Genomic DNA, 24,640 nt, shown 5'->3' on the forward strand with positions numbered 1-24,640 from the left:
GGGCCCGGCTTCTAGAGGGCGCCCGGGCGGGGGGTCGCCGGCCCCCGGGGGGCCCGGGGGGGGCCCGTGGGGCCCGTTTCCCGGCGGATCCCCCTTGGGGGGGGCCCGGGGCCCACGCCCCGGGGCGCCCCCTTCGTCATGTCCTCATGTCGGGCCCGGGTAACGGGGTCTCCGGGGGGACGGTGTCCGCACGCAGGTCTCCGGTCAGGTGCCGTTGGCGTTGCTGTCCCCGGTGGTCTCCTTCTTGTCCAACGGGCGGATCTCGATCTTGGTCGGCATTTCAACTCCCCCTTTTCGCCAAGGACGTTGAGTGCCCTCATGGGAACTCCCGGCATGACGGCTGTCAAGGGTGCACCCGAGTCCCTGCTCCCCATCACCCAGGCGGAGTTGAGTACCTGTGCTCACGCCGGGGGTGTCCGTGGGTTGCGAGCATCGGTGCAACGGCGCGGCACAGAGCGCCGGTTAGTCCAGTCGAGGCAGTCCTCAGTCATGGAGAAACCGTCATGTCCCGTCGTATCGCTCTGTCCGTCGCCGCCGGTGTCGTGGTCCTCGGAGGGGCCGGCGCCTTCGCCCTCGCCTACGCGGGGGACCAGCCGCCCGCCTTCGCGCACAGCACCGCCCGCTACACCGCGCCCGACGGCGGCCGGAACGGTTCGGTCACCTTCTCCACCGAGGTCACCGCGTCCGCCGGGGTGAAGAGCCTCAAGGTGCTGGCCTGGCCGGAGAAGTCCCAGTTCGCGAAGGAGCCGCCGACCGCCAAGGACATGGCCGAGGTGGAGTCGGCGACCTGCGCGCCGGCCGAGGGAGACACCGCGCGGTGCGTGTACAAGGCCGTGGTGCCCGCCGCCGACGCCGCGTCGGCCCCGCACGGCACCTGGCACATCGCCGTACTCGCCACCGCCAAGGACGGCCGCACCACCCTGGACACCAAGGTCACCGACTTCACCGTCGGCTGAGCCGGTCCGCCGCCGGTGGGATCCGCTCAGCCGACGTGTGCGGCCAACGCCGACCCGATGTCCGCGGCCCGGGCGTCCTCCGCCGCCCAGGCCGCGTACCCGTCGGGCCGCACCAGCAGCGTCGTACCGCGGTCGCTCGCCCAGTGCGCCACCGCCAGCCGGTCCGCGCGCCCCTCGCCCGCGTCGTACGCACCCGGGGTCACCAGGACGAACCGGCCGCCGCGCAGGGCCTCGTAAAGGCGGCCGCCGCCGGCCAGGGCGAGGTCGGGAACGCGCGCGCCGGTGAGGGGGTGGGCACCCCTCGGGGCCGGGTACCTGTACCCGACGCCGGTGATCCGGCCCATGATCCTGCCGCGGACGGGGGCCAGCCGGTCGAGGGCGGTCACGAGCACGGAACGCACCGGCAGCTGCCAGCCCTTGGCCATCGCCAGGCGGACGATCGCGCCGCTGCTGCGCAGCACCGACCTGCCGACCGGGTGCCGTTCGGCCTGGTAGGTGTCGAGCAGGTCGGGGGTGGCGTGGCCGTGCAGCACGGCGGCGAGCTTCCAGCTCAGGTTGGCCGCGTCCTGCAGACCGGTGTTCATTCCCTGGCCGCCGGCCGGGGTGTGCACATGTGCCGCGTCGCCGGCCAGGAAGACCCGGCCCACCCGGTAGCCGGGCGCCTGCCGCTCGTCGCTGTGGAAGCGGGAGATCCAACGGGCCTCGCGCATCCCGTAGTCACGGCCCAGGGCAAGCCGGGTGATCTCCCTGACCTCGTCGAGGTCGACCGGCTCGTCGTCGGGGACGTCGCGGCCGCGGTGCCAGCAGATGACACGGTGGTAGCCGTCGCCGAAGGGCGCGAGGAAGGCGAACGCGTCGCCGACCGCGGCGGCCGTGATCAGCGTCTCGGGCTTCTCGTCGAGCAGCACGTCGGCGAGGACGACGGACCGGATGGCCGACCTCCCCGGGAACGGCAGGCCGATCGCCTCCCGCACGGCACTGCGCATCCCGTCGGCGCCGACGACGTACCCGGCGCGCAGGTCCGCGGCACCCTTGACATGCACGGTGACCCCGTCGGCGTCCTGCGTCAGTCCCGTCACCTCGGACTCGTGGCGGAAGTCGACACCCGCCTCGACCGCACGGCGCTCCAGCACCTTCTCCACCTCGTACTGGGGGATCACCAGCACATGCCGGAAACGGGAGGGGAGACCGCCGAGGTCGAGGGTGAGCCCGTCGAAGAGGTTGAGCCGGGTGAGCGGCTTGCCGACGGCCTCCAGTTCGTCTGCGACGGCGCGGGCGTCGAGTTGCTCCAGGGCCCGGGCGTGCAGGACGAAGGCGCGGGAGAGGTTGCTGATCCGGTGGGGCCGCTTCTCCAGGAGGGTGACCGGGACGCCGGCGGCGGCGAGGTCACCGGCCAGGAGCAGGCCGGTGGGACCGGAGCCGACGACGATCACGCGGGAGGTTTCGGGGGCGGCGGTCGGGCCGTTCATGGGGGCCTCCTCGATGCCTACATTCGTTGACCAACTTCTGTTGACCAACAGGTGCTGGCCAACGCTTGTTGGCCAACGCTTGTTGACAAGAGTAGGGCGGGACGATCGCGTGAGTCAACACGCGTTGGCCTACACCTGTTGGCCTCCACTTGTTGACCGACCGACGTTGACCCACAGACGCTGGCCCACAGGCGTTGACCCACAGACGTTGGCCCACATTGTTGGCCCACGGATGTTGGCCTACGCTCGTTGACATGACCGGCACCCCCAGTAGAAACACTGAGCCCAGGAACGGTTCGGCGACGCGCCGCTCCGACGCCAGCCGCTCCGCCATCCTGGCCGCGGCCCGCGAGCGCTTCGCCACCGACGGCTACGAGCGCGCCACCATCCGCGCCATCGCCAAGGACGCGCATATCGACCCGTCCATGGTCATGCGCTACTTCGGCAACAAGGACGGCCTGTTCGCGGCGGCCGTCGCGCTCGATCTGCGGATGCCCGACGTGTCCCAGGTGCCGCGCACCGAGGTCGGGCGGGCGCTGGTGGCCCACTTCCTGACCATCTGGGAGGCGAACGAGGAGCTCACCGCGGTGCTGCGGGTCGGCATCACCAACAAGGCGGGGGCCGAGCGGCTGCAGGGCATCTTCCGGGAGCAGGTGGTACCGGTGGCCCAGCGGGTGTGCCCCGACCCCGAGCAGGTGCAGACACGGGCGGGGCTGTGCGCCGCGCAGCTGATGGGGCTCGCACTCACCCGTTACGTGCTGCGGCTGCCACCGGTGGTGGCGCTGGCGCGGGAGGAGATCCTGGCGTGGCTGGGGCCGACCCTGCAGCGGTATCTGACCGCGCCGAGCCCCTGAGCGACGCACCGAGGGCGCCGGTCAGCTTCCGTAGGTCCCACCACGGGACGTACGGAAGGCGACCGGCGCCCTCGGTGGAAGAGCGGAGGTCAGGCCTTCGCCTTGGCCTTCGTCGTGCCCGGCTTGGTGACCCGGATCTTGGACTTGTCCAGCACCATGACCAGGCCCGCGATGACCGCGAACAGCACGAGGGGGATCAGGACGTAGAGACCCAGCGTCTCGATGACGCTCAGGCCCTTGCCGGGGTCGTCGCCGTCGTCACGCGTGAGCGCGAGGGCAGGGGACGACAGGAGCAGCATCATCAGCGTCGTACCGGCAGCCAGGGCGCCGGCGCGCAGGGCGTTCTTCTTGTCCACGCTGCCCAAGTTAGCGGGCCGACTTGAGGGGCGCGCGTCCGGGGTACCTCTACGAGCCGCCGCACACTGCCGTGACCGCCCCCGAGAGCTGCCGGCCACCCGAAAGGCGATACCGGTCTCACGCCCCGGACGGGCCGGAAAGGGATACCGAGCGGCCGTCGCCCTCCGGGTCGGGCGGGTTGTCCGGCCGCAGTACCTCCAGGAGTGCCCGCACCCTGGCCGACGCCTTCAGCTCCTCCAGGGTCACCGGGCGGCCCGTCGCGTCGGCGATCGGGAGGCGCCAGTTCGGGTACTGGTCCCAGGTGCCGGGGAGGTTCTGGGGGCGGCGGTCGCCGACCGTGTCGGGGAGCCAGACACCGACCATGCGGGCCGGAGTGCGGAGCAGGAAACGGTGGACGGCCCGGATCTCGGCCTCCTCGTCACCGGCGTCGGACGCGGCCAGCAGGCCCAGCCGGGTCAGCAGGCCCAGCCACTCCGCCGTGTCGGCCGCCGCGTCCGCCCCTTCCTCGGCCACCGGGCGGGTCAGCAGGCCCAGCCGGTCGCGGAGTTCGACGTGTTCACCGGTGAGGCGGGCGGCGGTGGGCGGCAGGTCGTGTGTGGTGGCGGTGGCGAGGCAGTCGGCGCGCCAGGTCTCCGGGGGGAGCGGGCGGCCGTCGCCGTCCCAGTCCCGTTCGAACCAGAGCACCGACGTTCCGAGCACCCCGTGCCGCTGGAGCGTCTCGCGGACCCCCGGCTCCACGGTCCCCAGGTCCTCCCCGATCACCACCGCGCCCGCCCGGGTCGCCTCCAGGGCCAGCAAGGCCAGCATCGCCTCGGCGTCGTAGCGGACGTAGGTGCCCTCCGTGGGCGGCCGGCCCTCCGGCACCCACCACAGCCGGAACAGGCCCATCACATGGTCGATGCGCAGGGCGCCGGCGTAGCGGAAGAGGGCGCGCAGCAGCTGGCGGTACGGGGCGTGGCCGGAGGCGGCGAGGCGGTCGGGGCGCCAGGGCGGCAGGCCCCAGTCCTGACCGCGGGCGTTGAAGGCGTCGGGGGGCGCGCCGACGGACATCCCGGCGGCGAAGAACGCGCGCTGCGCCCACGCGTCCGCGCCCTGGGGGTGCACGCCGACGGCGAGGTCGTGCACGATCCCGACCGGCATCCCGGCCTCGCGGGCGGTGCGCTGGGCGGCGGTGAGCTGGGTGTCGGTGAGCCAGGCGAGCCGGGAGTGGAAGGCGACCCGGTCGCTCAGTGCGGCGCGGGCGCGGGCGGTCTCCGCCGAGCGGGGGTCGCGCAGGGCCTCGGGCCACCGGTGCCAGTCGGAACCGTGCCGCTCGGCGAGCGCGTACCAGGTGGCGTGGTCCTCCAGGGCCTGCCCCTGTTCGGCGCGGAAGGCGTCGTAGGCGGCCTGCCGGGCGGCGGTGAGCGGTACGGCGGCCAGCGCCTCCAGTGCCTCCCGCTTCAGCTCCCAGACCGCGTCCCGGTCGATGTGGGCGTCCTGGTCGAGGACGGTGGCGCGCAGCCGTCCGGCGCGTTCGGCGAGCGCGGGGTCCGGGACGTACTCGGGGACGGACTCCAGCCTCAGGTGCACCGGGTCCGGGAAGCGGCGGGAGGAGGGGCGGTACGGGGAGGGGTCGGTCGGGGGTCCGGGCACGGCCGCGTGCAGCGGGTTGACCTGGACGAATCCGGCGCCCGCGGTGCGTCCGGCCCAGTCGGCCAGGTCGGCGAGGTCACCGAGGTCGCCCATGCCCCAGGAGCGGTGGGAGAGGAGCGAGTACAGCTGGACGAGGAGTCCGTACGAGCGGCCGGCGGGGGTGGGCAGCCGGTCGGGGGCGACGATCAGGTGGGCACGGGCGGTACGGCCGTCGGGCGCGGCGGCGGTCAGCAGGTGCACGCCCGTCGGCAGGTCCGTCACGTCGTCCCGGGTCTCCCCGTCCTCCGTCCGCACCTCAAGGCGGGTGCCGGCGGGCAGGCCGAGGGCGGGGTCGCCGGAGCCGGCCCAGTGGACGACCGTCGGCGGCAGCAGCCGTTCCGCGAGGTCCCGCTCCCGGTCGGCGAGGGCGGTGCGGACGGCCTCCGGGCCGCTCGCGTCGACGCCCAGGGCGGCCAGTGCGGCGGTCACGGCGCCGGCGGAGGCCGCGACCGTACGGTCCGGGGACGGGCTGTAGGAGGTGGCGACGCCGTGCAGCTCGGCGAGCCGGCACAGCCCCCGGTCCAGGGCTCCGCTCATCTACAACCCCGGCTCACTGGTCAGCGGGGCCAGGTCGGCGAGCGGCGGTTCGCTGGTCAGGGGCTCGGCGTCGGGCAGCGGCGGCTCGCTGGTCAGCGGCGCCTGCGCGCAGACGGTCTCGGCGCTGAACACACACAGCAGGGAGTCCTCCTCGGTCTGCACCGCGGGTTTGAACTGGGCCGGGATCGGATGGTGAACCGTTGCGGCCACGGTGGCCTCCTTGTCCTTGACGTCGGGTACGGCGGCGGATGCCGCGTCCTGGCAGGCCTACCCCGTCGTGGCGAGCGCACTCCCCACGGCCGTCCCCGCACCGGGTGAACCGATCGCGTCCGGGTGATCGATAAAGACGGTGTGAGACTGTTCCGCCCCATGGGGGGCCACCGGGAGAACGAGGAGACGGCGGGCGGGGACGCGGCGCTGCTGCGGGCCGTCGCGGCCGGCGACGGCTCGGCGCTGGCCGTCCTGTACGACCGGCACGCGGGCTGGCTGCACGCCCGCCTGACCCGGCGCTGCGCCGACCCCGAGGTGGTACGGGAAGTGCTCCAGGACACCTTCGTCACGGTGTGGCGGTCGGCGGCCGGGCATCGCGGGCAGGAGGCAGGCGGCTGGCTGTGGACGATCGCCGCCCGCCGGCTGGTGGACGCCCGTCGGGTGCAGGAACGGGCCGCACGGGTGGAGCCCCTCCCCGACCCCGCCGTCACGCCCTCCGCGGAGGACCGGGTGCTCGCGGGCCTGGAGTACGGCGATGTCGGCACGGCCCTGGGCCGGATCTCCCCCGAACTCCGCGAGGTGCTGCGGGCGACGGTCGTGGACGGCCTGTCCACCCGGGAGACCGCGCGGCTGCTCGGCATACCGGAGGGCACGGTGAAGTCCCGCGCACTCCGGGCACGGGCCGAACTCCGCGCCGCCCTGGCCCAGTTGAACCCTTCGCCGACGGGAGGCCCGGCATGACGGCGATCTGGCACGCCTCGGACGACCTCACCCTGCGTTATGCCGACGGCTCCCTGCCGGAAGCGGACGCGTGGTCCCTGGAGAAGCACCTGGAGGTATGCACCGACTGCGCGACCCGGGTGTCGGCGGCGGTACTGGAGACAGCGGCGGGAGTGGAGCTGGCGGAGATACGGGACTTGATACTGACGGCGACCGCGACGCGCCCCAAAGGGGCGCGGGGCTCTGACATGTGCGGCTCCGCCGCGTGGGCGCGAGCAACCCCCGCCGGCCCGCGGCGACCCCCCCGCCTCCACCCCGCCCTCTGGTCCCTCGGCCCCGCCCTGCGCGGCACCTGGCTCCTGGCCCTCCTCGCAGTCGTCGTCGGCGCCGTCCTCCTGAACCGCGCCGCCGGCTACGAAGCCGCCCGCACCGTCCTCCTCACCCTCGCCCCGGTCGTCCCCGTGGCCGGCGTGGCCCTCTCCTACGGCCCGCACGCCGACCCCCTGTACGAGATCACCGCGGCCACCCCCTCCGGCGGCCTGCGCCTCGCGCTCACCCGCACCGCCGCCGTCCTCGCCGTGAGCCTTCCCGCGCTGACCGTGACCGGCGCCGCGCTGCCCGCCTCGGGCGCCCCCGGCGCCGCCGCCTGGCTGCTGCCGGGCCTCGCGCTGACCCTCGGCTCCCTGGCGCTCGCGTCCTACGTCGGCTGCCGTACCGCGACCGCGGTGACCGGCGGCGGCTGGCTGGCCGCCGTCCTCGTCCCGGCCGTCGCCGCCCACGGCGGCCCGTTCACCGCACGGCTGGCCGGACAGCTGTCCGCCCGCTTCGACGGCACCCAGGCCGGCTGGGCCGCGGCCGCCGTCGCGTGCGCCGCGCTCCTGGCCGTCCGCCGGGGCGCCTACGACCACCTGGAGAACCGTTGAGCATACGAGTGACCGGCCTGTGCGTCCGGCACCGCCGGACCGTCGCCCTGGACTCGGTCGACCTCACGCTCGGCACCGGCGTGCACGGGCTGCTGGGCCCGAACGGCGCCGGGAAGACCTCGCTGATCAGGGTGCTGGCGACGGTCGCCAGGCCGACCGCGGGCCGGGTGGAGCTGCTCGGCCGGGACACCGCCGGGCATCGCGCCCTCGGCGAGGTACGCGCCCGGCTGGGCTATCTGCCCCAGGAGTTCGGCTTCTACCCGGGGTTCACGGTGCGGGAGTTCGTGGCGTACGTGGCCTGGCTGAAGGAGATGCCGGCCGCTGAGGTCCCGGCGGCCGTGGAGCGGGCGGTGACCCGGGTCGGGCTCGCCGACCGGGCCGACGCGAAGATCCGGACGCTGTCCGGGGGCATGGTCCGCCGGGTCGGTATCGCGCAGGCGGTCGTCAACGAACCGGAGGTCCTGCTGCTCGACGAGCCGACCGCCGGCCTGGATCCCGAACAACGCGTGGAGTTCCGGGAGTTGCTGCGCGAGCTGGGCGCCTCGTCGACCGTGGTCGTCTCCACGCACCTGGTGGAGGACGTGGCGGCGGCCTGCACGGAGGTCACCCTGCTGGACGCGGGCCGGATCGCCTACCGCGGCACACCCGAAGCGCTGGCCGCCCTGGGCGAGGTGTCCGACGGCCCAGGCGACCATCCGATCGAGCGCGGCTACACGACGGCCCTGCGCACCCACCGCACCGCCCAGGAGGTATCGCGATGAGCGTCGTGACGGCGGCGAAGGCTCCGCTGCTCGCGGAGGCGCGCCGGGGCTTCGCCCCCTGGGCCGGGCTGACCGTGCTGCTGACGCTGGGCGTGGTGCTCGCCGCGTCGGCCGACAAGTGGCAGGGCGGCTGGGCGGAGACGGCCACCGAGCTGCACACGGCCGTGCTGATCACGGTTCCGGCGGCCGCGGCGGCGGGCTGCTGGCAGGGCGGGCGGGAGCGGCGGCGCCGTACGCGGGAGCTGTGGGGGACGGTCGTACGGCCGCCGCTGGCCCGGTTCCTGGTGTCGGCGCTGCCGACGGCGCTCTGGGTGGCCGCCGGGTATGCGGGCGCGGCGGGTCTGGCGCTGCTCGCGACCTGGCCGTACGCCCTGGGTGACGGTCCGCGGCCGGCCCTGCTGCTCACCGACGCGTTCGTGTCGGGGGCCGCCGTGCCGGCCGGCCAGGTGGTCGGGCGGGTGGTGCCCTCGCGGCTCGCGGCTCCGCTGCTGGCCGTGGCGGGCTATGTGGGGCTGGGCGTGCCGGCGGTGGCGGGCTCGGGGTCCGGGCGGTACCTCGACCCGGCGTTCGTGGTCATGGACACCTCGGTGCCGGTGTGGTGGCAGCCGGTGACGATGGCGGTCTGGACGGGCGGTCTGGCGGGGGCGGCCGTACTTGCGTACGCGGCTCGGCGCCGGTGGACCGCGCTGCTGCCGCTGGCCGCCGCGACGGCCGCCGCCGTGCTGCTCACGCAGACCGGGGACGGGCTGTGGCGCACCGACCCGCTCGTCCACCGGCAGGTGTGCGACACGTCCGTCACCCCGGCGGTGTGTGTGAACGCCCGGTACGCGGGTGCGCTTCCGCAGCTCACCGAGGCGCTGTCGGGCGTCACCGGGAGGCTGGAGGGCGTACGGAACCTGCCGGTGCGCTGGGCGGACCGGTACGGCGGGCCGCGCGCCGACGAGGCCGGCCTGCCGTCGCTGACGCCGCTCGGCTGGTCGTTCGTACGGGGGCGGCTGACCGATCCGGAGCAGTTCGCGTGGGAGGCGATGAAAGCGCTTCAGACGCGCGGTGACTGCCCGGACGAGCTGACCGACCGGCGGATCCTGCGGGCCGACGACGCCGTCGAGAACTACCTCGCGCCGCTCCCCGCCCGGCGGCACTTCGACGACCTGGCCCCCCGCGCCGAGACGGCCGCGCGCCGGGCGGCCCGGGCCCGCCTCGCGGCGATGGGCGCGCGGGAGCGCCGGGCCTGGCTGTCGGCGTACTTCGCGAGCCGGGCGGACTGCGACCCGAGCGGGGTGCCGGCCCTGTGACGACGACCACCGGTCCCCTGCTCTACGCCCGCTCGCGCACGCTCCCGGCCACCCTGGCCGCGCTCGCCGCCACGACCGCCTTCGCCGTCTGGGCGGCGGCCCGCCTGGACGGTTTCCTGGACCCCGACCGCCGGGTGCCGGTGGTCGCGCTGGCCCCGCTGCTGGCGGCCGCGGTGATCGGGGTGAGCCTGTACTCGCCCTCCGACGAACTGGACCGCACGGCGGTACGGCCGTGGTGGCCGCGCCGGCTGGCCCAGCTGGCCGGGCTCACCGCGCTCGCGGCCGTGCTGCTGCCGCTGGCGGTGCTGGGGCATCCGGAGACCTTCGGACCGCCGGCCGTCATACGCAACACGCTGGGCTGTACGGGAGTGACGGCCGCGGCGGCGGTGCTGCTCGGCGCCCGGCTGAGCTGGCTGCCGGCCTTCGGTTACGTCAGTGCCGTGTACCTGGGCTCGGTGGGGGCGCACGGAAGCGCGGCGACGGTGTGGGCGTGGCCCGTGCAACCGGGCGCGCAACCGGGCGCCTGGGCGGCGGCGCTAGGGGCGTTCGCGGTGGGCGGCGCGCTGTATGTCGTACGCGGTGCGCGTGCCGAAGGGCCCCGTGGCTGAGGCGGACAGCCACGGGGTGTGCGAAAGCCCGGATCGTCAGGCGGAGATGCCGTCGATCCGGGCCAGGGCGTCGTCCGCGCCGTACGGTTGCAAGTACGGCAGCCAGCGCGGGTCCCTATGGCCGGTCCCGATGATGCGCCAGGCCAGGCCGGTGGGTGGGGCTGGTTTGTGGCGCAGCCGCCAGCCGATCTCGAAGAGATGGCGGTCGGCCTTGACGTGGTTGCAGCGGCGGCACGACGCGACCACGTTGTCCCAGACGTGTTGACCCCCGCGACTGCGCGGGATGACGTGGTCGACGCTGGTTGCGACGCCACCGCAGTACATGCACCGGCCCCCGTCGCGCGCGAAGAGCGCCCTCCGGGTGAGAGGAACGGGCCCCCGGTAGGGAACCCGTACGAATCGCTTGAGCCGGACCACGCTGGGTGCCGAGACTGTGACGGTTGCGCTGTGCATATAGGCGCCGGATTCCTCCAAGGCGACTGCCTTGTTCTCCAGGACGAGGACGAGCGCGCGGCGGAGCGGTACGACGCCGAGCGGCTCGTACGACGCGTTGAGGACCAGGACATGCGGCACGGGGGCCTCCTTGGGCGTCGGCGGCGCGTGGCTCGCGCCGGGACGATCTGTGGCCAGTCTCCCCTCTTGCCTGGTGGACGCGCCACCATGTCCGCGTAACGGCCTGGGAGTGTTTTCGACCACACCGTATTCATCCCCCGGATACGCGCCTTTTCAAGCGAGCCTGTTCAACCGGGAGGCCCGCGAAGTGAGCACTGTCTCTCCTTCTCGTACCGGTCGGGCGCACACACAATGCCCCGTTAGTGTGGTGGTCCTGCCCGTCCGGTGACCTTTTCGTGACCTTGAACGCCGTACGTGACCGTGAACGCCGTACCGGAGGGCAGTACCGCACCGCCTGGAGGTACCCGCCGTGTCCTTGCCCGCCGTCCTACTGGCCGCCGGTCCGTCGCCGTCGCCGACCCCCTCGGGGTCGGCCACCCCGGCGGTGCCCACGCTCCAGGACGCCCAGGAGAGCGCCACGAACGCCGCGAGCTGGGTCGAGCAGAACTGGTCGACCTGGCTGGCGATAGGTCTGAAGGTGCTGCTGATCCTGGTGATCGCGGTGGTCCTCAGAAGGGTCGTGCTGCGGGCCATAACCAAGCTCATCGACCGGATGAACCGGACCGTCGAGTCGGCGGAGGGCACCACCCTCGGCGGACTGCTGGTCAACGCCGAGCGGCGGCGGCAGCGCTCGCAGGCGATCGGGTCCGTGCTGCGGTCGGTGGCGAGCTTCGTGATCCTGGGCACGGCCGCGCTGACGGTGCTGTCCGCCTTCCAGATCAACCTGGCGCCGCTGCTGGCATCCGCCGGCGTCGCCGGTGTGGCGATCGGTTTCGGCGCCCGCAACCTGGTCACGGACTTCCTGTCCGGCGTGTTCATGATCCTGGAGGACCAGTACGGCGTCGGCGACTCGATCGACGCGGGGGTCGCCTCCGGCGAGGTGGTCGAGGTCGGCCTGCGGGTGACCAAGCTGCGCGGCGACAGCGGCGAGATCTGGTACGTCCGCAACGGCGAGATCAAGCGCATCGGCAACCTCTCGCAGGGCTGGGCCACGGCGGGTGTCGACGTCACCCTCCGGCCCAGCGAGGACCTGGACCGGGTCCGGGCCACCCTGGACGAGGTCGCCGAGAAGATGGCCAAGGAGGAGCCCTGGAACGAGCTGCTGTGGGGCCCGATCCAGATCCTCGGCCTGGACTCCGTCCTCATCGACTCGATGGTGGTCCGCCTCTCCGCCAAGACCATGCCGGGCAAGGCGCTGACCGTGGAGCGCGAACTGCGCTGGCGGATCAAGCGGGCCTTCGACGAGGCGGACATCAGGATCGTCGGCGGGGTCCCCACGGGGCTCTCGGAGGACGAGACCCCGGACCCGACGGCGGCCGTGGCGGCACCGTCGGCGTTCTCCAACGCGGACTCCCCGCAGGTGGCGGCGACGACACCGATCGCCGCGCAGCGGCCGACGGCGGCGGGGAAGTAGCGGAACGGTTCAGCACACTCGTTCGAGTGAACGGTGGGGCATTCCGGCGTCTCACGACGTGCGGGGTGCCCCATCGTTCTGCCGGGGCGCCCGGCGCGGGCTTAGCCTGGCAGGGGCGTGAGGAGAACCAGGGATGAGCGCCGAACCGATCATGGAGAAGCTCATGACGGAGCAGGACCCCATCGATCTGTTGATCGCGATCGAGGAGGCGTCGGTAGCGCCGATTCGACCCGAGTACGTCGAGGGGACGGTCATCGTGCCGCCGCAACCGAACAACCAGCACAATTCCGGCGCCTTCCAGCTCGCCGTCCAGTTCTTCACGGCGGGGCTCGACTTGGCCGGCATGGGCAACGGCTACCGGGGCGCGCACCAGGACGGCAGCACCATGGCCCTCGTGATCCCGGACTTCTACGTGCTGCGACGCACCCCGACGGAACTCGACGAGGCCTACCGCAAAGCCCACAAAGGCTGGTATCCCATCGACATGATCGCCCTGGTCGGCGAGGTCACGTCAACCAATCACGCGGTCGACACCGGCGCCAAGCTGGCCACGTGTGCCGCAGTCGGCATCCCGGTCTACGTCCTCATCGACCGCCACACCAGGACCGCCCACTGCCACACCGACCCCGTCCTCCCCGGCGACGACCCCACCGAGGCCTACTACCAGACCGACGAGAAGGTGAGCCTCGGCGACCCGCTCCCCCTCCCGGCGCCGTACCCCACCCTCGACACGGCGCCCTTCGTCGGCGACTGACCGGCCACCGTCGGCTCAGCGGTCTTCGAGCGTGCGCACGACCTGACAGAGCGCGATGAAGACGGCACCGCGGCGAAGGAGGACATTGCCCCTGAGGCCTTTGCCCGCACGCACCTCGACGCGCGCCTGGCCCGTGGAGTCCTCATAGGCAACCGTCCCCTCGGCCCACGCCCGGCTGTGGAACGGACGCCACCGGAAGTCGACCGGATCGCCGCCGCGGATCTCGGACGCCCGCCGGGCCGCGCCCAGTCCGGCACGGACGCGGGAGAGCGGGACCCCGGTGAGGGTGTGTGCTTGGATGTCGTCGAGGGCGCTCCCGGAGACCTCGACGCCCAGCCCGCGTGCCACCCGCACCAGCGAGCGGGTCCGCCAGGCCGCCCACAGCAGGGCGAGCAGCCACCACGTCAGCGAGAGCAGGGCCGCCTCGCCCACGGCCGACCAGGTGATGCCGTGGTTCACGAAGGCGAGTACCCACATCACCAGCATCGAGGGTACGAAGTCGGTGAACGTGCTCCACAGCAGCCTTAGGAACAACCCTTTCAGAGGGGTCACGTCTCAGCCGCCGCTCTCCTGGTCGGTATCGGGATGCAGGAGCAGGAAGCCGTACCCGGGGCGCGTTTGACCAGGGGTGACGAAGATCGTGACGGAGTCGTGATCACGGAGCGGGGGACCGGGCCGCACCCGGACGTTCTTCACAGGACCCCCGCATCCTCCGCCCATCTCGCAGTGATCTAGGGTCGCTCCACCACGGGTCCTTGTTCTGGAGCGCGAAGCCGCCCGGGCACCCGTTGCGAATGTGGGGACACATGAGAAAGCTCGCCATAGGCGCCGCCCTGTCCGGCGCCCTGGCCCTGGCCGGTGTCGCGGCGCCCGCCGCCTCCGCGGCCCCGACCACGCCCGACCTGAAGTTCACCGGCATCCAGGTGAACAACGGCAAGGCGATCGTGGTCGGCACCACCAAGACGGTGCACGTGCCGGTGACGTACACCCTGACCCGGCCCGTGGGCGTGGACGTGGACGGCGACTCGTCGTTCGCCGGCGTGATCCTCTACCGCGGCACCCTGAAGTCGGTGGGCAACATCGCCGGGCCCGACGACCTGCCCACCTGCACGACGACGGCGACGACGGACACGACCGTCACCGCGAGCTGCTCCGAGAAGATCGTCTTCGTCCCGGAGGACGGCCTGCTCCAGGCCGCCGACGCCACCACCTGGAAGGCCGGCGGCTTCTACAGCTACATCGACGGCACCGTCTCGGACGACTTCCTCAGCTCCAATTCCGGCACCGCGATCTGGGGCAACCTCGGCACCGCCCAGGTGCAGCGCGCCGCGAAGCTGACCGCCGACGCCTCCCCGGAGCCGGTGGCCAAGGGCAGGACGATCACCGTCAGGGGCAAGCTGACCCGGGCGGACTGGGACGCCTTCGCGTACAAGGGCTACCAGGGACAGAAGGCCGTCCTGCAGTTCCGCCCCGAGGGCGGCAAGACGTACACGAACGTCAAGGGCATCACCTCCGGCACCGGCGGCGCCCTGTCCACCACGGTGAAGGCGTCGAAGAGCGGCTACTACCGCTACGTCTTCGCGGGTACGACGACCACCGCGGCCGCGACGGCCACGGGCGACTTCATCAAGGTCAAGTAGCACCTGCGGTCGCCTCACCACAAGGGCCCGTCCGGTCTTCCGGACGGGCCCTTCGCGCGTCCGAGCCCAGGTAACGAGTGGGTTGCCGCGCAGTCGGGCTATTGACGCTCTCCTTCCGGCGGCCTACGTTTTCCAGCCAACAGGAAACTTTCCTAACAGTGATCATGGGTGAGCGGTCCCGGGCGGGTGACCCCCGTGCGTGATCCCGAAGCGTCACCCGGGGTGGACGGATCACCCAGGTCACTGGGAAACTGAGCGGCTGGAAAGGCAGGTGTCGAACCGCATGGCAGGAACCGCCGGTACGCCGGGCACCCCGCGCGTACTCCGCGCCATGAACGACCGCGCCGCACTGGACCTGCTGCTGGAGCACGGCCCGCTGTCGCGGACCCGGATCGGCAAGCTGACCGGCCTCTCCAAGCCGACCGCCTCCCAGCTGCTGGCCCGCCTGGAGGCGGCCGGGCTGGTGCTGGCGACCGGCACCAGCGAGGGCCGGCCGGGCCCCAACGCCCAGCTGTACTCGGTGAATCCGGGCGCCGCCCACGCCGCCGGCCTCGACGTCAACCCGGCCCGGATCCGGGCCGCCGTCGCCGACGTCACCGGCCGTACCGTCGGCGAGTACGAACTGCCCACCCCGGGGCGGCGGTCGGCCCAGTCCGTCGTACGGCAGGTCACCGACGCCCTCGACGGTGCCGTGAAGACGGCCGGGCTGGCCCGGGACGACGTCCGCCGGCTGGTCATCGGCACGCCCGGCGCCTTCGACCCCAACACCGGCCGGCTGCGCTACGCCTCGCACCTGCCCGGCTGGCACTCCCCCGCGCTGCTCGACGACCTCGCCGCCGCGCTGCCGATGCCCGTCGAGTACGAGAACGACGTCAACCTGGTCGCCATCGCCGAACAGCGGCTCGGCGCGGCCCGCGGCCACGGCGACTTCGTGCTGCTGTGGAACGAGGAGGGCCTCGGCGCCGCCCTGGTCCTCGGCGGCCGGCTGCACCGCGGCTGGACCGGCGGCGCCGGCGAGGTCGGCTTCCTGCCGGTGCCGGGCACCCCGCTGGTCCGCCAGGTCATCAAGGCCAACAGCGGCGGTTACCAGGAACTCGCCGGTGCGCAGTCACTGCCCAGGCTGGCCGGCGCGCTCGGCATCGGGGACCTGCCGACCGGGTCGCACTCCGAGGTGGCCGCCGCGCTCGTCGCCCGCGCCGCCGATCACGGCAGCGGCCCGCACCACGAACTCCTGCGGACCTACGCGACCCGGGTCGCCACCGGTCTCGCCTCCCTCGTCTCCGTCCTCGACCCCGAACTCGTCGTCCTCAGCGGCACCGTCCTGACCTCCGGCGGCGAAGTGCTGCGCGCCCTGGTCCAGGCCGAACTGGAGGAGCTGGCGGCAGCCCGGCCACGGCTCGTCGTCGGCGACGTCCAGGAACACCCCGTGCTGCGCGGCGCACTGGAGAGCGCGCTCGCGACCACCCGCGACGAGGTCTTCGACACCTCGCGCTGACCCGTACCAGCCCCGCACCAGCCCCCCGCACCGGCCCCTTCCCTCACCGCCCGCCCTTGGGAGACCTTGCCATGCCCATACCCTCCGCTGCCCGAAAGACGGCTTTTGCCCTGACTGCCCTGACCAGTTCGCTCGCCCTTCTCACCGCCTGTACCGGCCAGTCCTCCTCCGGCGCCACCGACGACGCCTCCGCGAACACCACCATCAACTTCTGGCACGCCTGGAGCGCGCCGAGCGAGGTCAAGGCCGTCAACGCGCTGATCGCCGGCTTCGAGAAGGCGCACCCCAACATCCACGTCAACGTCGTCGGCAACATGACCGACGACAAGATGAACCAGGCGCTGCGCACCGGCGGCGACAAGGCCCCGGACGTCATCTCGTCCTTCACCACCAACAGCGTGGGCAAGTTCTGCGACTCGGGCGCGCTGGTCGACCTCAACCCCTTCTTCAAGAAGGCGGGCGTCAACCCTCAAACGACGTTCCCGAAGGCGATGAACGAGTACACCCAGTTCGACGGCAACCGCTGCTCGGTGCCGCTGCTCGGGGACGCGTACGGGCTCTACTACAACAAGACGGCGTTCAAGAAGGCCGGCATCACCACTCCGCCGAAGACCTGGTCCGAATTCGAGGCCGACGCCAAGAAACTGACGATCACCCAGGGCGACAGCTACAAGCAGCTCGGTTTCATGCCGGACTACCACGGCTGGGAGACCACGACCGAGCACTACCTCGGGCAGTTCTCGCCGACGTACTTCGACGGCCAGGGCAAGTCGAACGTCGCCAAGGACCCGGCCTTCGAGAAGTCCTTCACGCTCCAGAAGGACCTCGTCGACCAACTCGGCGGCTACAAGAAGCTGGAGACGTTCCGCGCCACGCTCGGCGACGAGTGGGGCCCCAAGCACCCCTTCCAGACCGGCCAGGTCGCCATGCAGCTCGACGGTGAGTGGCGGCTGGGCATGGCCCTGGACGCCAAGCCGAAGTTCGACATAGGCGTCGCCCCGATGCCGGTTCCCGACGACCAGGCCGCCCAGTACGGCAAGGGCTACATCACCGGCACCATCGCCGGCATCGCCGCCACCAGCAAGAAGCAGAACGCGGCCTGGGAGTTCGTGAAGTACATCAGCACCGACACGGACGCGGTGGTGAACTTCTCCAACGCCATCCACAACGTGCCCTCCACGCTGGCCGCCCTGAAGTCGCCGAAGCTGAAGTACGACCCGCGGTTCAAGACGTTCCTGGACATCGCCGCGAACCCGGACTCCACGACGGCACCCGCCTCCGTCAACGGCGGTGTGTACCTGGTGACGATCCAGCAGCTCGGCTACGACTACGAGAGCGGCAAGGTCACCGACCTGAAGGCGGGCCTGAAGCAGGCCGCCGCACAGATCGACACGGACATCGCGCAGGCGAAGTAGCGATGAGCACGATCACACTGGCGTCGAAGCGCCGCAACTCTGGCCTTGTGGCGAAGCGCAGGAAACAAGCACTTCGCACTCTCGCCTTCATGTCGCCCTGGCTGATCGGCTTCGCGGTCTTCTTCGCGTATCCGCTGATCTCGACGGTCTACTTCTCGTTCATGCACTACGACGGTTTCAAACCGCCGACGTGGAACGGCACGAAGAACTGGACGTACGTCTTCGAGCACTATCCCTACTTCTGGCCCGCGATGCGCAACACCCTTTGGCTCGTGGTCGTGATGGTCTCGCTCCGGGTCGTCTTCGGCCTCGGCATCGGCATGCTCATCACGAAGATCAAGACGGGTACGGGTGTCTTCCGCACCCTCTTCTATCTGCCCTACCTGGCCCCGCCGGTCGCGGCCACCATGGCCTTCGCCTTCCTCCTCAACCCCGGTACGGGCCCGGTCAACTCGATCCTGGAGAAGATCGGCATCCCGGCCCCGGGCTGGTTCAACGACCCCACCTGGTCCAAGCCGGCGCTGACCCTGCTGGCGCTGTGGGGCATCGGCGACCTGATGGTCATCTTCATGGCCGCGCTGCTCGACGTGCCGGCGGAGCAGTACGAGGCGGCGGAGCTGGACGGCGCGTCGGCCTGGCAGCGCTTCCGGTACGTGACGCTGCCGAACATCTCGCCGATCGTGATGTTCGCGGTCGTCACGGGTGTCATCCAGACGATGCAGTACTACACCCAGCCGCTCATCGCCGGGAAGGTCGCCTCGGGGGTCATCCAGGGCGCGGGCACCCAGTTCGAGCCCGGGTATCCGGAGAAGTCGACGCTCACCCTGCCCCAGCTCGTCTACAACCTCGGTTTCCAGCGCTTCGACTACGGCTCCGCGTGTGTCGTCGCCCTCGTCCTCTTCGTCCTGTCCATGGTGTTCACGTCGTTCCTGATGCGGCGGCGGGGCGGTCTCATCCAGGCAGGTGACTGAACATGGCCCAGGTACTGGACCGGCCGGTGGACGTGACCCCGCAGCCGATGACCTCGGCCGAACGCACCGCCCGCCGCAAGGCGTTGCTGAACTGGGTGGCGGTCCACTCCCTCGGTGTCGCCGCCGCCCTCTTCTTCACCCTCCCCTTCGTGTTCGTCTTCCTGACCTCGCTGATGAGCGACAGCCAGGCGCTCAGCCGCGACCTGATCCCGCACACCTGGGAGTGGGGCAACTACCGGAAGGTCTTCGACACCCCCGGCTTCCTGACCTGGTGGCGCAACACGCTGTTCTACGCCGGTCTGGGCACCGTCCTGACGGTCGTCTCCTCGTTGCCGGTGGCGTACGCGCTCGCGAAGTTCCGCTTCCGGGGCCGCAATCTCTCACTCATGCTGGTGATCTCGATGATGATGCTGCCACCGCAGGTGGTCATCATCCCGATGTACCTGTTCTGGGCGAAGCAGCTGGGCCTCTCCGGCACCCTGTGGCCCCTGATCGTGCCGATGGCGTTCGGCGACGCGTTCTCCATCTTCCTGCTGCGGCAGTTCCTGACGACGATCCCGAACGAGTACCTGGACGCGGCGAAGGTGGACGGCTGCGGGGATCTGCGGACCCTGCTGCGGGTGGTGATCCCGATGGCGAAACCGGGTATCGCCGCCGTCGCGCTCTTCCAGTTCTTCTACGCCTGGAACGACTACTTCGGCCCCCAGATCTACGCCTCGGAGAACCCGGGCGCCTGGACGCTGTCCTACGGCCTGGAGTCGTTCAAGGGCATGCACCACACCGACTGGAATCTCACCATGGCCGCGACCGTACTGGTCATGGCCCCCGTGATCCTCGTGTTCTTCTTCGCCCAGAAGGCGTTCGTCGAGGGCGTCACGCTCACCGGAGTGAAGGGTTAACCAAGTATGAAACTCACTGTGGTCGGCGGAGGCTCGACCTACACCCCCGAACTCATCGACGGCTTCGCGCGGCTCAGGGACACCCTGCCCATCGAGGAACTGGTCCTGGTGGACCCGGCCGCCGAACGCCTGGAACTGGTGGGCGGACTGGCCCGCCGGATCTTCGCCAAGCAGGGCCACAGCGGCCGCATCGTCACCACCTCCGACCTGGACGCGGGCGTGGAGGGCGCCGACGCGGTGCTGCTCCAGCTGCGCGTCGGCGGCCAGGCGGCCCGGCAGCAGGACGAGACCTGGCCGCTGGAGTGCGGCTGCATCGGCCAGGAGACGACCGGCGCCGGCGGGCTCGCCAAGGCCCTGCGGACCGTCCCCGTCGTCCTGGACATCGCCGAACGCGTCCGCCGGGCCAACCCGGACGCCTGGATCATCGACTTCACCAACCCGGTGGGGATCGTCACCCGCGCCCTGCTGCAGGCCGGGCACCGGGCGGTCGGACTGTGCAACGTGGCGATCGGCTTCCAGCGGAAGTTCGCGAACCTGCTCGGTGTCACGCCCTCCGAGATCCACCTGGACCACCTCGGCCTCAACCACCTCACCTGGGAGACGGCGGTCCGCCTCGGCGGCCCCGAGGGCGAGAACGTGCTGCCCAAGCTGCTCGGGGAACACGGCGACACCATCGCCGCCGACCTGAAGCTGCCGACGGCCCTCCTCGACCGCCTGGGCGGCGTGATCCCCTCCTACTACCTGCGCTACTACTACGCGCACGACGAGGTCGTACGGGAGCTGCGCACCAAACCGTCCCGCGCCTCCGAAGTCGCCGCGATGGAAAAGCAGTTGCTGGAGATGTACGGCGACCCGGCGCTCGACGAGAAGCCCGGGCTGCTCGCCAAGCGGGGCGGCGCGTACTACTCGGAGGCGGCCGTGGACCTGGCGGCGGCGCTGCTCGGCGGCGCCGGCAACCCCTACCAGGTGGTGAACACGTACAACGGCGGCACGCTCCCCTTCCTCCCCGACGACGCGGTGATCGAGGTGCAGGCGGCGGTCGGCCCGGGTGGACCCGTGCCACTGTCCGTCCCGGACGTCGACCCGCTCTTCACCGGCCTGGTGGCGAACGTGACGGCGTACGAGGAACTGGCCCTGGAGGCGGCGCTGCGCGGCGGCCGCGACCGCGTCTACAAGGCCCTTCTCTCACATCCCCTGGTCGGCCAGTACGAGTACGCCGAAGCCCTCACCGACCGACTGATCGCGCACAACCGGGAGCACCTCGCGTGGGCCTGACCGCAAGTGTCCTCGCCATCGACGCGGGCAACAGCAAGACCGACGTCGCGGTGGTGGCGGCGGACGGCGAAGTTCTCGCCACGGCCCGCGGCGGCGGCTTCCGGCCGCCGGTGGTGGGCGTGGAGCAGGCCGTGGACGAGGTGGCGGCGGCGGTCGCCGAGGCGTACGCCGCCGCCGGCGTCACCTCGGTCGCCCATGTCTCCGCCTGTCTCGCCAACGCCGATCTGCCGGTGGAGGAGGAGCAGTTGGCCGCCGCGCTGGCGGCCCGCGACTGGGGCGGTTCGGTGACCGTCCGCAACGACACCTTCGCGATCCTGCGGGCGGGCGTGGCCGAGCCCCGGGGCGTCGCCGTGGTCTGCGGGGCGGGCATCAACTGCGTGGGCATGCGCCCCGACGGCCGCACCGCCCGGTTCCCCGCGATAGGGCGCATCTCCGGTGACTGGGGCGGCGGTTGGGGGCTGGCCGAGGAGGCCCTCTGGCACGCGGCGCGGGCGGAGGACGGGCGCGGCGGGCCGACGGCCCTGGTCGACACCCTCCCGGCGCACTTCGGGCTGACGTCCATGTACGCGCTGATCGAGGCGCTGCACCTGGAGCACGTCGAGTACGGCCGCCGGCACGAGCTGACGCCGGTGCTGTTCGCGACGGCGGCCGACGGCGACCCGATCGCCCGCTCGGTGGTGGACCGGCTGGCGCAGGAGGTCGCGACGATGGCCACGGTCGCCCTGACCCGTCTCGACCTGCTGGACGAGTTGACGCCGGTGCTGCTGGGGGGCGGCGTGCTGACGGGCGGTCATCCGCAACTGGACGACGGCGTAAGGGAACTGCTGGCGGCGCGTGCGCCCAAGGCGGTGCCGAGGGTGGTGACGGCGCGGCCGGTACTGGGGGCGGCGCTGCTGGGGCTGGATGTGGTGGGGGCGGGGGTGTCCGTGCAGGAGAGGGTGCGGGCGTACTTCGAGGGGTGACCCGGGGCGGGGGCTCGCGGCGGGCGGGGACGCTGACCGGCGCTTGCAGGGTGCCGCCCGCGCCCACCCGTGCCGCCGGGGGTCCCCCAGGCCTTTCGGGCTCTGGGGGAGGCACGACTGCCCGCGGCTACGACGAGCCCCCCGTAAGGGGCGCGGGGAACTGCGCGACCAGCCCCCACCGGCCCGCGCCCCGAACACGACCGATTCACCCCTCCGGAACCGAACCGATTCCCCCGGCGTATTCATGGGCAGGGGTTCCGCTGCGATCGGATCAAGATCCCGTGACGGCCGGTGCCGAATGTCAGTCCGGGCGGCGATACTGGGCGGCGACCGGATGACCATGGGGGAGGTCAAGTGACACACCCGCCGACGAAGAGCGCGGCACCACCAGGCGCAGGCACCGTCCTGCCCGCACAGCGGACCGGCTCCCCCACGCCCGAGGCAACGCCCGCGCGCCGCAGCGCCTTCGCGGAGGGCGTCGGGCAGGTGCGCGCCGCCGTCACCACCGAGCCCGGCCGGCTCCGGCTCATCGGCGCCGTCCTGGCCGTCCTGATCGTCGCCTTCGGTGCCGTCACCGCCTGGCAGATGACCGACCGCGCGGCCGCCGCCGACGACGTGCTGCACCGCAGCCAGCCGCTCAGCTCGGGCGCGGCCGACATCTACCGTTCGCTGGCGGACGCCAACACCGCGGCCTCCAGCGGCTTCCTGGCGGGTGGCCAGGAGACCGCGGCCTCCCGCGCGCGGTACGAGGCGGACATCCGGACGGCCGCCGCCAAGCTGGTCACCGCCGCCGCCAACTCCGAGCCCGGCTCCCCCTCCGAGGCGGCCGTGGCGAAGCTGAACAAGCTGCTCCCGGAGTACAAGGGGCTCGTCGAGCGGGCCGGCGTCTACAACCGGCAGGGGTACCCGGTCGGCGGCGCCTACCTGCGATACGCGAACGAGAAGATGCAGAAGGAGATGCTCCCGGCGGCGGAGGATCTCTACACCAAGGAGAACGCGCGGCTGTCGTCCGACTACGCGGACGCGACCCCGTACCCGTGGGCGGCGATAGTCCTCGGCCTGCTCGCCCTCGCCGGGCTCGCCTGGGCCCAGTTGCGCCACTACCGCCGTACCAACCGGGTGCTCAACCACGGCCTGGTCGCGGCCTCCGCGGCCACCGTCGTCACGCTGCTGTGGCTGGTCGTCGGCCACACCTTCGCCCGCGCCGGCCTGGACGGCTCGTACGACCACGGCGTCCGCTCGCTGAACGTGCTGCACGACGCCCGGATCGCGTCCCTGAAGGCCCGGGGGAACGAGAACCTCAGCCTGGTCGCGCGGGGCGCGGAGACGGTCACGGTCGACGGTGAGACCTACGACGCGTACTACTACGACTTCGACCAGGACATGGCCGCCCTCGGCAAGGGCCTCACCCAGGCCGCGGCGCTCGCGGACGACTCGGCGGGCAGCAAGCCCGTGCAGGCGGCCGAGGGGAACATGAAGGTGTGGAAGGAGCGGCACGCCGACGCCCGCACCGAGGACGAGAACGGCGACTACCAGGCGGCGCTGGACAAGGTGATAGGCGCCAAGGGCGCGACCGCCGAGTGCTTCGACAGCGTCGACGCGAACCTGAAGAATGCTCTCGCCCACGAGGAGACCGAGTTCCAGGAGCGGGCCACCGACGGGCGGGACGCGATGTCCGGACTGCCGATCGGTGCCGCCATGCTGGGTGTGGCGGCGGCGTCGGGCGCGCTGTTCGGTATCGGGCGCAGGCTTTCGGAGTACCGGTGAGAGGGGGCGTGGCGGTGTTCGTGCAGAGGATGCGGGCCTCCCTGCGGGGCTGGGGCGGAGTGGGCGCGATGGCGGTCGGCTGCGCTCTGGCGCTGGCGTTCGTCCTGCTGCTGCCCCTCACCCAGTCCGCCGGGGGGAGCGAGACGGACGAGGGGCTCGGCGGTCCGGGGCTGGCCACGGCCGGCCCGGCGAGGGCCGACAGCTGCGTCGACTCCCAGGCACAGAACGAGACATGGTCGCCGTCGAGCGCGGACGGCACGACGATCGACGCCATCAAGGCCCGTACCGGCGCCAAGCGGAAGCTGATCGTCGGCATCGACCAGAACAGCTACCGCTGGGGCTACCGCAACCCGAACAACTCGGGTGCGGAGCTGGAGGGTTTCGACATCGACCTGGTGCACCGGATCGCCCAGGACGTCCTCGGTGACCCCGACGCGGTGCAGTTCAAGGCGATTCCGACCAGCCAGCGGATACCGGCGATCCAGGACGGCCGGGTCGACATGGTCGTCCGTACCATGACCATCAACTGCGACCGGCTGAAGGACGTGGCGTTCTCCGCGCCCTACTTCAAGACCGGTCAGCAGGTGCTGGCGCCCAAGTCGTCGTCGATCACCGGCTACAACGGCACGCTGGCGCACAAGAGGATCTGCACGGCGGCCGGTTCGACCGCGTACGCCAAACTGGACGCGGACAGGAAGTCCGGGAAGCTGGCCGCCTCGGCCGACATCTCCACCACCGTGCCCAACCAACTCGACTGTCTGGTGCGGCTGCAGCTCGGTGAGGTGGACGCGGTGGTCACCGACGGCGCGCTGGCCGCCAGCCAGGCCGCGCAGGACCCGACGGTCGAGCTGAAGGGTGCCGCCTTCACGACCGAGTACTACGGCGTGGCGATGAAACAGGGTGCGACCGATCTGGTACGCCGGGTCAATCAGATCCTGGTCGGCTACCGGGCCGACGGCTGGCAGGCGTCGTACGACAAGTGGCTGTCGGCGACACTGGGAGCGGACTCGGCGGCGTCGAAACCGTCGGCGCCGCAGTACCTGCGCACAAGCTGACCCGCATCCGCAGGGCCGGT

The 24,640-nt window shown here is 71.9% G+C and carries 24 protein-coding genes; 18 read left to right on the forward strand and 6 right to left on the reverse strand.

From position 1 onward, the window contains the following. Positions 1-503 precede the first annotated feature (503 nt). Positions 504-956, forward strand: a complete 453-nt coding sequence (locus ACWGJB_RS10155) for a DUF5707 domain-containing protein (RefSeq protein WP_453379724.1) — start codon at positions 504-506, stop codon at positions 954-956. A 26-nt stretch (positions 957-982) separates the two neighbouring features. On the opposite strand, the gene ACWGJB_RS10160 is transcribed toward ACWGJB_RS10155, so the two are convergent. After that, positions 983-2,425, reverse strand: a complete 1,443-nt coding sequence (locus ACWGJB_RS10160) for an FAD-dependent monooxygenase (RefSeq protein ID WP_453379725.1) — start codon at positions 2,423-2,425, stop codon at positions 983-985. 254 nt (positions 2,426-2,679) lie between these two features. On the opposite strand from ACWGJB_RS10160, the gene ACWGJB_RS10165 reads away from it, so the two are divergent. Beyond that, complete coding sequence (locus ACWGJB_RS10165; RefSeq protein WP_453379726.1) at positions 2,680-3,279, forward strand: TetR/AcrR family transcriptional regulator; 600 nt, start codon at positions 2,680-2,682, stop codon at positions 3,277-3,279. An 89-nt stretch (positions 3,280-3,368) separates the two neighbouring features. Here ACWGJB_RS10165 and ACWGJB_RS10170 read toward each other — a convergent pair whose 3' ends face one another. From ACWGJB_RS10170 to ACWGJB_RS10180, 3 genes are all read right to left on the reverse strand, one after another. Further along, on the reverse strand, positions 3,369-3,635 hold the full coding sequence (locus tag ACWGJB_RS10170; protein ID WP_360483747.1) for a hypothetical protein: 267 nt from the start codon (positions 3,633-3,635) through the stop codon (positions 3,369-3,371). A 118-nt stretch (positions 3,636-3,753) separates the two neighbouring features. Further along, on the reverse strand, positions 3,754-5,844 hold the full coding sequence (gene malQ / locus ACWGJB_RS10175; protein ID WP_453379727.1) for a 4-alpha-glucanotransferase: 2,091 nt from the start codon (positions 5,842-5,844) through the stop codon (positions 3,754-3,756). Beyond that, positions 5,845-6,054, reverse strand: coding sequence for a hypothetical protein (locus ACWGJB_RS10180; RefSeq protein WP_453379870.1), 210 nt, complete (start codon positions 6,052-6,054; stop codon positions 5,845-5,847). A gap of 159 nt (positions 6,055-6,213) precedes the next feature. Here ACWGJB_RS10180 and ACWGJB_RS10185 point away from each other — a divergent pair, with 159 nt between their 5' ends. Genes ACWGJB_RS10185 through ACWGJB_RS10205 form a run of 5 tightly spaced genes read left to right on the forward strand, consistent with a single transcriptional unit; the run spans position 6,214 to position 10,361 of the window. Further along, positions 6,214-6,795, forward strand: a complete 582-nt coding sequence (locus ACWGJB_RS10185; RefSeq protein ID WP_453379863.1) for an RNA polymerase sigma factor — start codon at positions 6,214-6,216, stop codon at positions 6,793-6,795. Next, positions 6,792-7,697 (forward strand): zf-HC2 domain-containing protein, encoded by a 906-nt coding sequence (locus ACWGJB_RS10190; protein WP_453379728.1) that lies wholly within the window; start codon positions 6,792-6,794, stop codon positions 7,695-7,697. The genes ACWGJB_RS10185 and ACWGJB_RS10190 overlap by 4 nt, the downstream gene beginning before the upstream one ends. Before the next feature lie 8 nt (positions 7,698-7,705). After that, on the forward strand, positions 7,706-8,458 hold the full coding sequence (locus tag ACWGJB_RS10195; protein WP_453379864.1) for an ABC transporter ATP-binding protein: 753 nt from the start codon (positions 7,706-7,708) through the stop codon (positions 8,456-8,458). Beyond that, complete coding sequence (locus ACWGJB_RS10200) at positions 8,455-9,753, forward strand: hypothetical protein (protein ID WP_453379729.1); 1,299 nt, start codon at positions 8,455-8,457, stop codon at positions 9,751-9,753. The genes ACWGJB_RS10195 and ACWGJB_RS10200 overlap by 4 nt, the downstream gene beginning before the upstream one ends. Beyond that, entirely contained in the window at positions 9,750-10,361 is a 612-nt protein-coding gene (locus ACWGJB_RS10205; RefSeq protein ID WP_453379730.1) for a hypothetical protein, read from the forward strand. The genes ACWGJB_RS10200 and ACWGJB_RS10205 overlap by 4 nt, the downstream gene beginning before the upstream one ends. Before the next feature lie 36 nt (positions 10,362-10,397). On the opposite strand, the gene ACWGJB_RS10210 is transcribed toward ACWGJB_RS10205, so the two are convergent. Then, positions 10,398-10,934, reverse strand: coding sequence for an HNH endonuclease (locus ACWGJB_RS10210; protein ID WP_089107458.1), 537 nt, complete (start codon positions 10,932-10,934; stop codon positions 10,398-10,400). A 349-nt stretch (positions 10,935-11,283) separates the two neighbouring features. On the opposite strand from ACWGJB_RS10210, the gene ACWGJB_RS10215 reads away from it, so the two are divergent. Next, complete coding sequence (locus tag ACWGJB_RS10215) at positions 11,284-12,387, forward strand: mechanosensitive ion channel family protein (RefSeq protein WP_453379731.1); 1,104 nt, start codon at positions 11,284-11,286, stop codon at positions 12,385-12,387. Positions 12,388-12,520: 133 nt separating this feature from the next. Further along, positions 12,521-13,141 (forward strand): Uma2 family endonuclease, encoded by a 621-nt coding sequence (locus ACWGJB_RS10220; RefSeq protein WP_453379732.1) that lies wholly within the window; start codon positions 12,521-12,523, stop codon positions 13,139-13,141. 15 nt (positions 13,142-13,156) lie between these two features. Here ACWGJB_RS10220 and ACWGJB_RS10225 read toward each other — a convergent pair whose 3' ends face one another. After that, positions 13,157-13,693 (reverse strand): hypothetical protein, encoded by a 537-nt coding sequence (locus ACWGJB_RS10225; protein ID WP_453379733.1) that lies wholly within the window; start codon positions 13,691-13,693, stop codon positions 13,157-13,159. A 254-nt stretch (positions 13,694-13,947) separates the two neighbouring features. On the opposite strand from ACWGJB_RS10225, the gene ACWGJB_RS10230 reads away from it, so the two are divergent. From ACWGJB_RS10230 to ACWGJB_RS10270, 9 genes are all read left to right on the forward strand, one after another. Further along, positions 13,948-14,781 carry a hypothetical protein gene (locus ACWGJB_RS10230; protein WP_453379734.1) on the forward strand — a complete coding sequence of 278 codons (834 nt, stop codon included), beginning with the start codon at positions 13,948-13,950 and terminating at the stop codon, positions 14,779-14,781. Between the two features lie 283 nt (positions 14,782-15,064). Then, a complete protein-coding gene (locus tag ACWGJB_RS10235; protein WP_453379735.1) occupies positions 15,065-16,276 on the forward strand; it encodes an ROK family transcriptional regulator in 1,212 nt (403 codons plus the stop codon). 71 nt (positions 16,277-16,347) lie between these two features. Beyond that, positions 16,348-17,691, forward strand: a complete 1,344-nt coding sequence (locus ACWGJB_RS10240) for an ABC transporter substrate-binding protein (protein ID WP_453379736.1) — start codon at positions 16,348-16,350, stop codon at positions 17,689-17,691. Positions 17,692-17,693: 2 nt separating this feature from the next. Further along, positions 17,694-18,662 (forward strand): carbohydrate ABC transporter permease, encoded by a 969-nt coding sequence (locus ACWGJB_RS10245; protein ID WP_453379737.1) that lies wholly within the window; start codon positions 17,694-17,696, stop codon positions 18,660-18,662. Positions 18,663-18,664: 2 nt separating this feature from the next. Further along, complete coding sequence (locus ACWGJB_RS10250) at positions 18,665-19,561, forward strand: carbohydrate ABC transporter permease (protein WP_453379738.1); 897 nt, start codon at positions 18,665-18,667, stop codon at positions 19,559-19,561. A gap of 6 nt (positions 19,562-19,567) precedes the next feature. Then, on the forward strand, positions 19,568-20,836 hold the full coding sequence (locus ACWGJB_RS10255; RefSeq protein WP_453379739.1) for a 6-phospho-beta-glucosidase: 1,269 nt from the start codon (positions 19,568-19,570) through the stop codon (positions 20,834-20,836). Continuing rightward, complete coding sequence (locus ACWGJB_RS10260; RefSeq protein WP_453379740.1) at positions 20,827-21,798, forward strand: N-acetylglucosamine kinase; 972 nt, start codon at positions 20,827-20,829, stop codon at positions 21,796-21,798. Before ACWGJB_RS10255 ends, ACWGJB_RS10260 begins: the two co-directional genes overlap by 10 nt. 354 nt (positions 21,799-22,152) lie before the next feature. Next, positions 22,153-23,565 (forward strand): hypothetical protein, encoded by a 1,413-nt coding sequence (locus ACWGJB_RS10265; protein ID WP_453379741.1) that lies wholly within the window; start codon positions 22,153-22,155, stop codon positions 23,563-23,565. A 29-nt stretch (positions 23,566-23,594) separates the two neighbouring features. Next, complete coding sequence (locus tag ACWGJB_RS10270) at positions 23,595-24,620, forward strand: glutamate ABC transporter substrate-binding protein (protein ID WP_453379865.1); 1,026 nt, start codon at positions 23,595-23,597, stop codon at positions 24,618-24,620. Positions 24,621-24,640: the final 20 nt, after the last annotated feature.

The sequence above is a fragment of the Streptomyces sp. NPDC054813 genome (genome assembly GCF_053611365.1).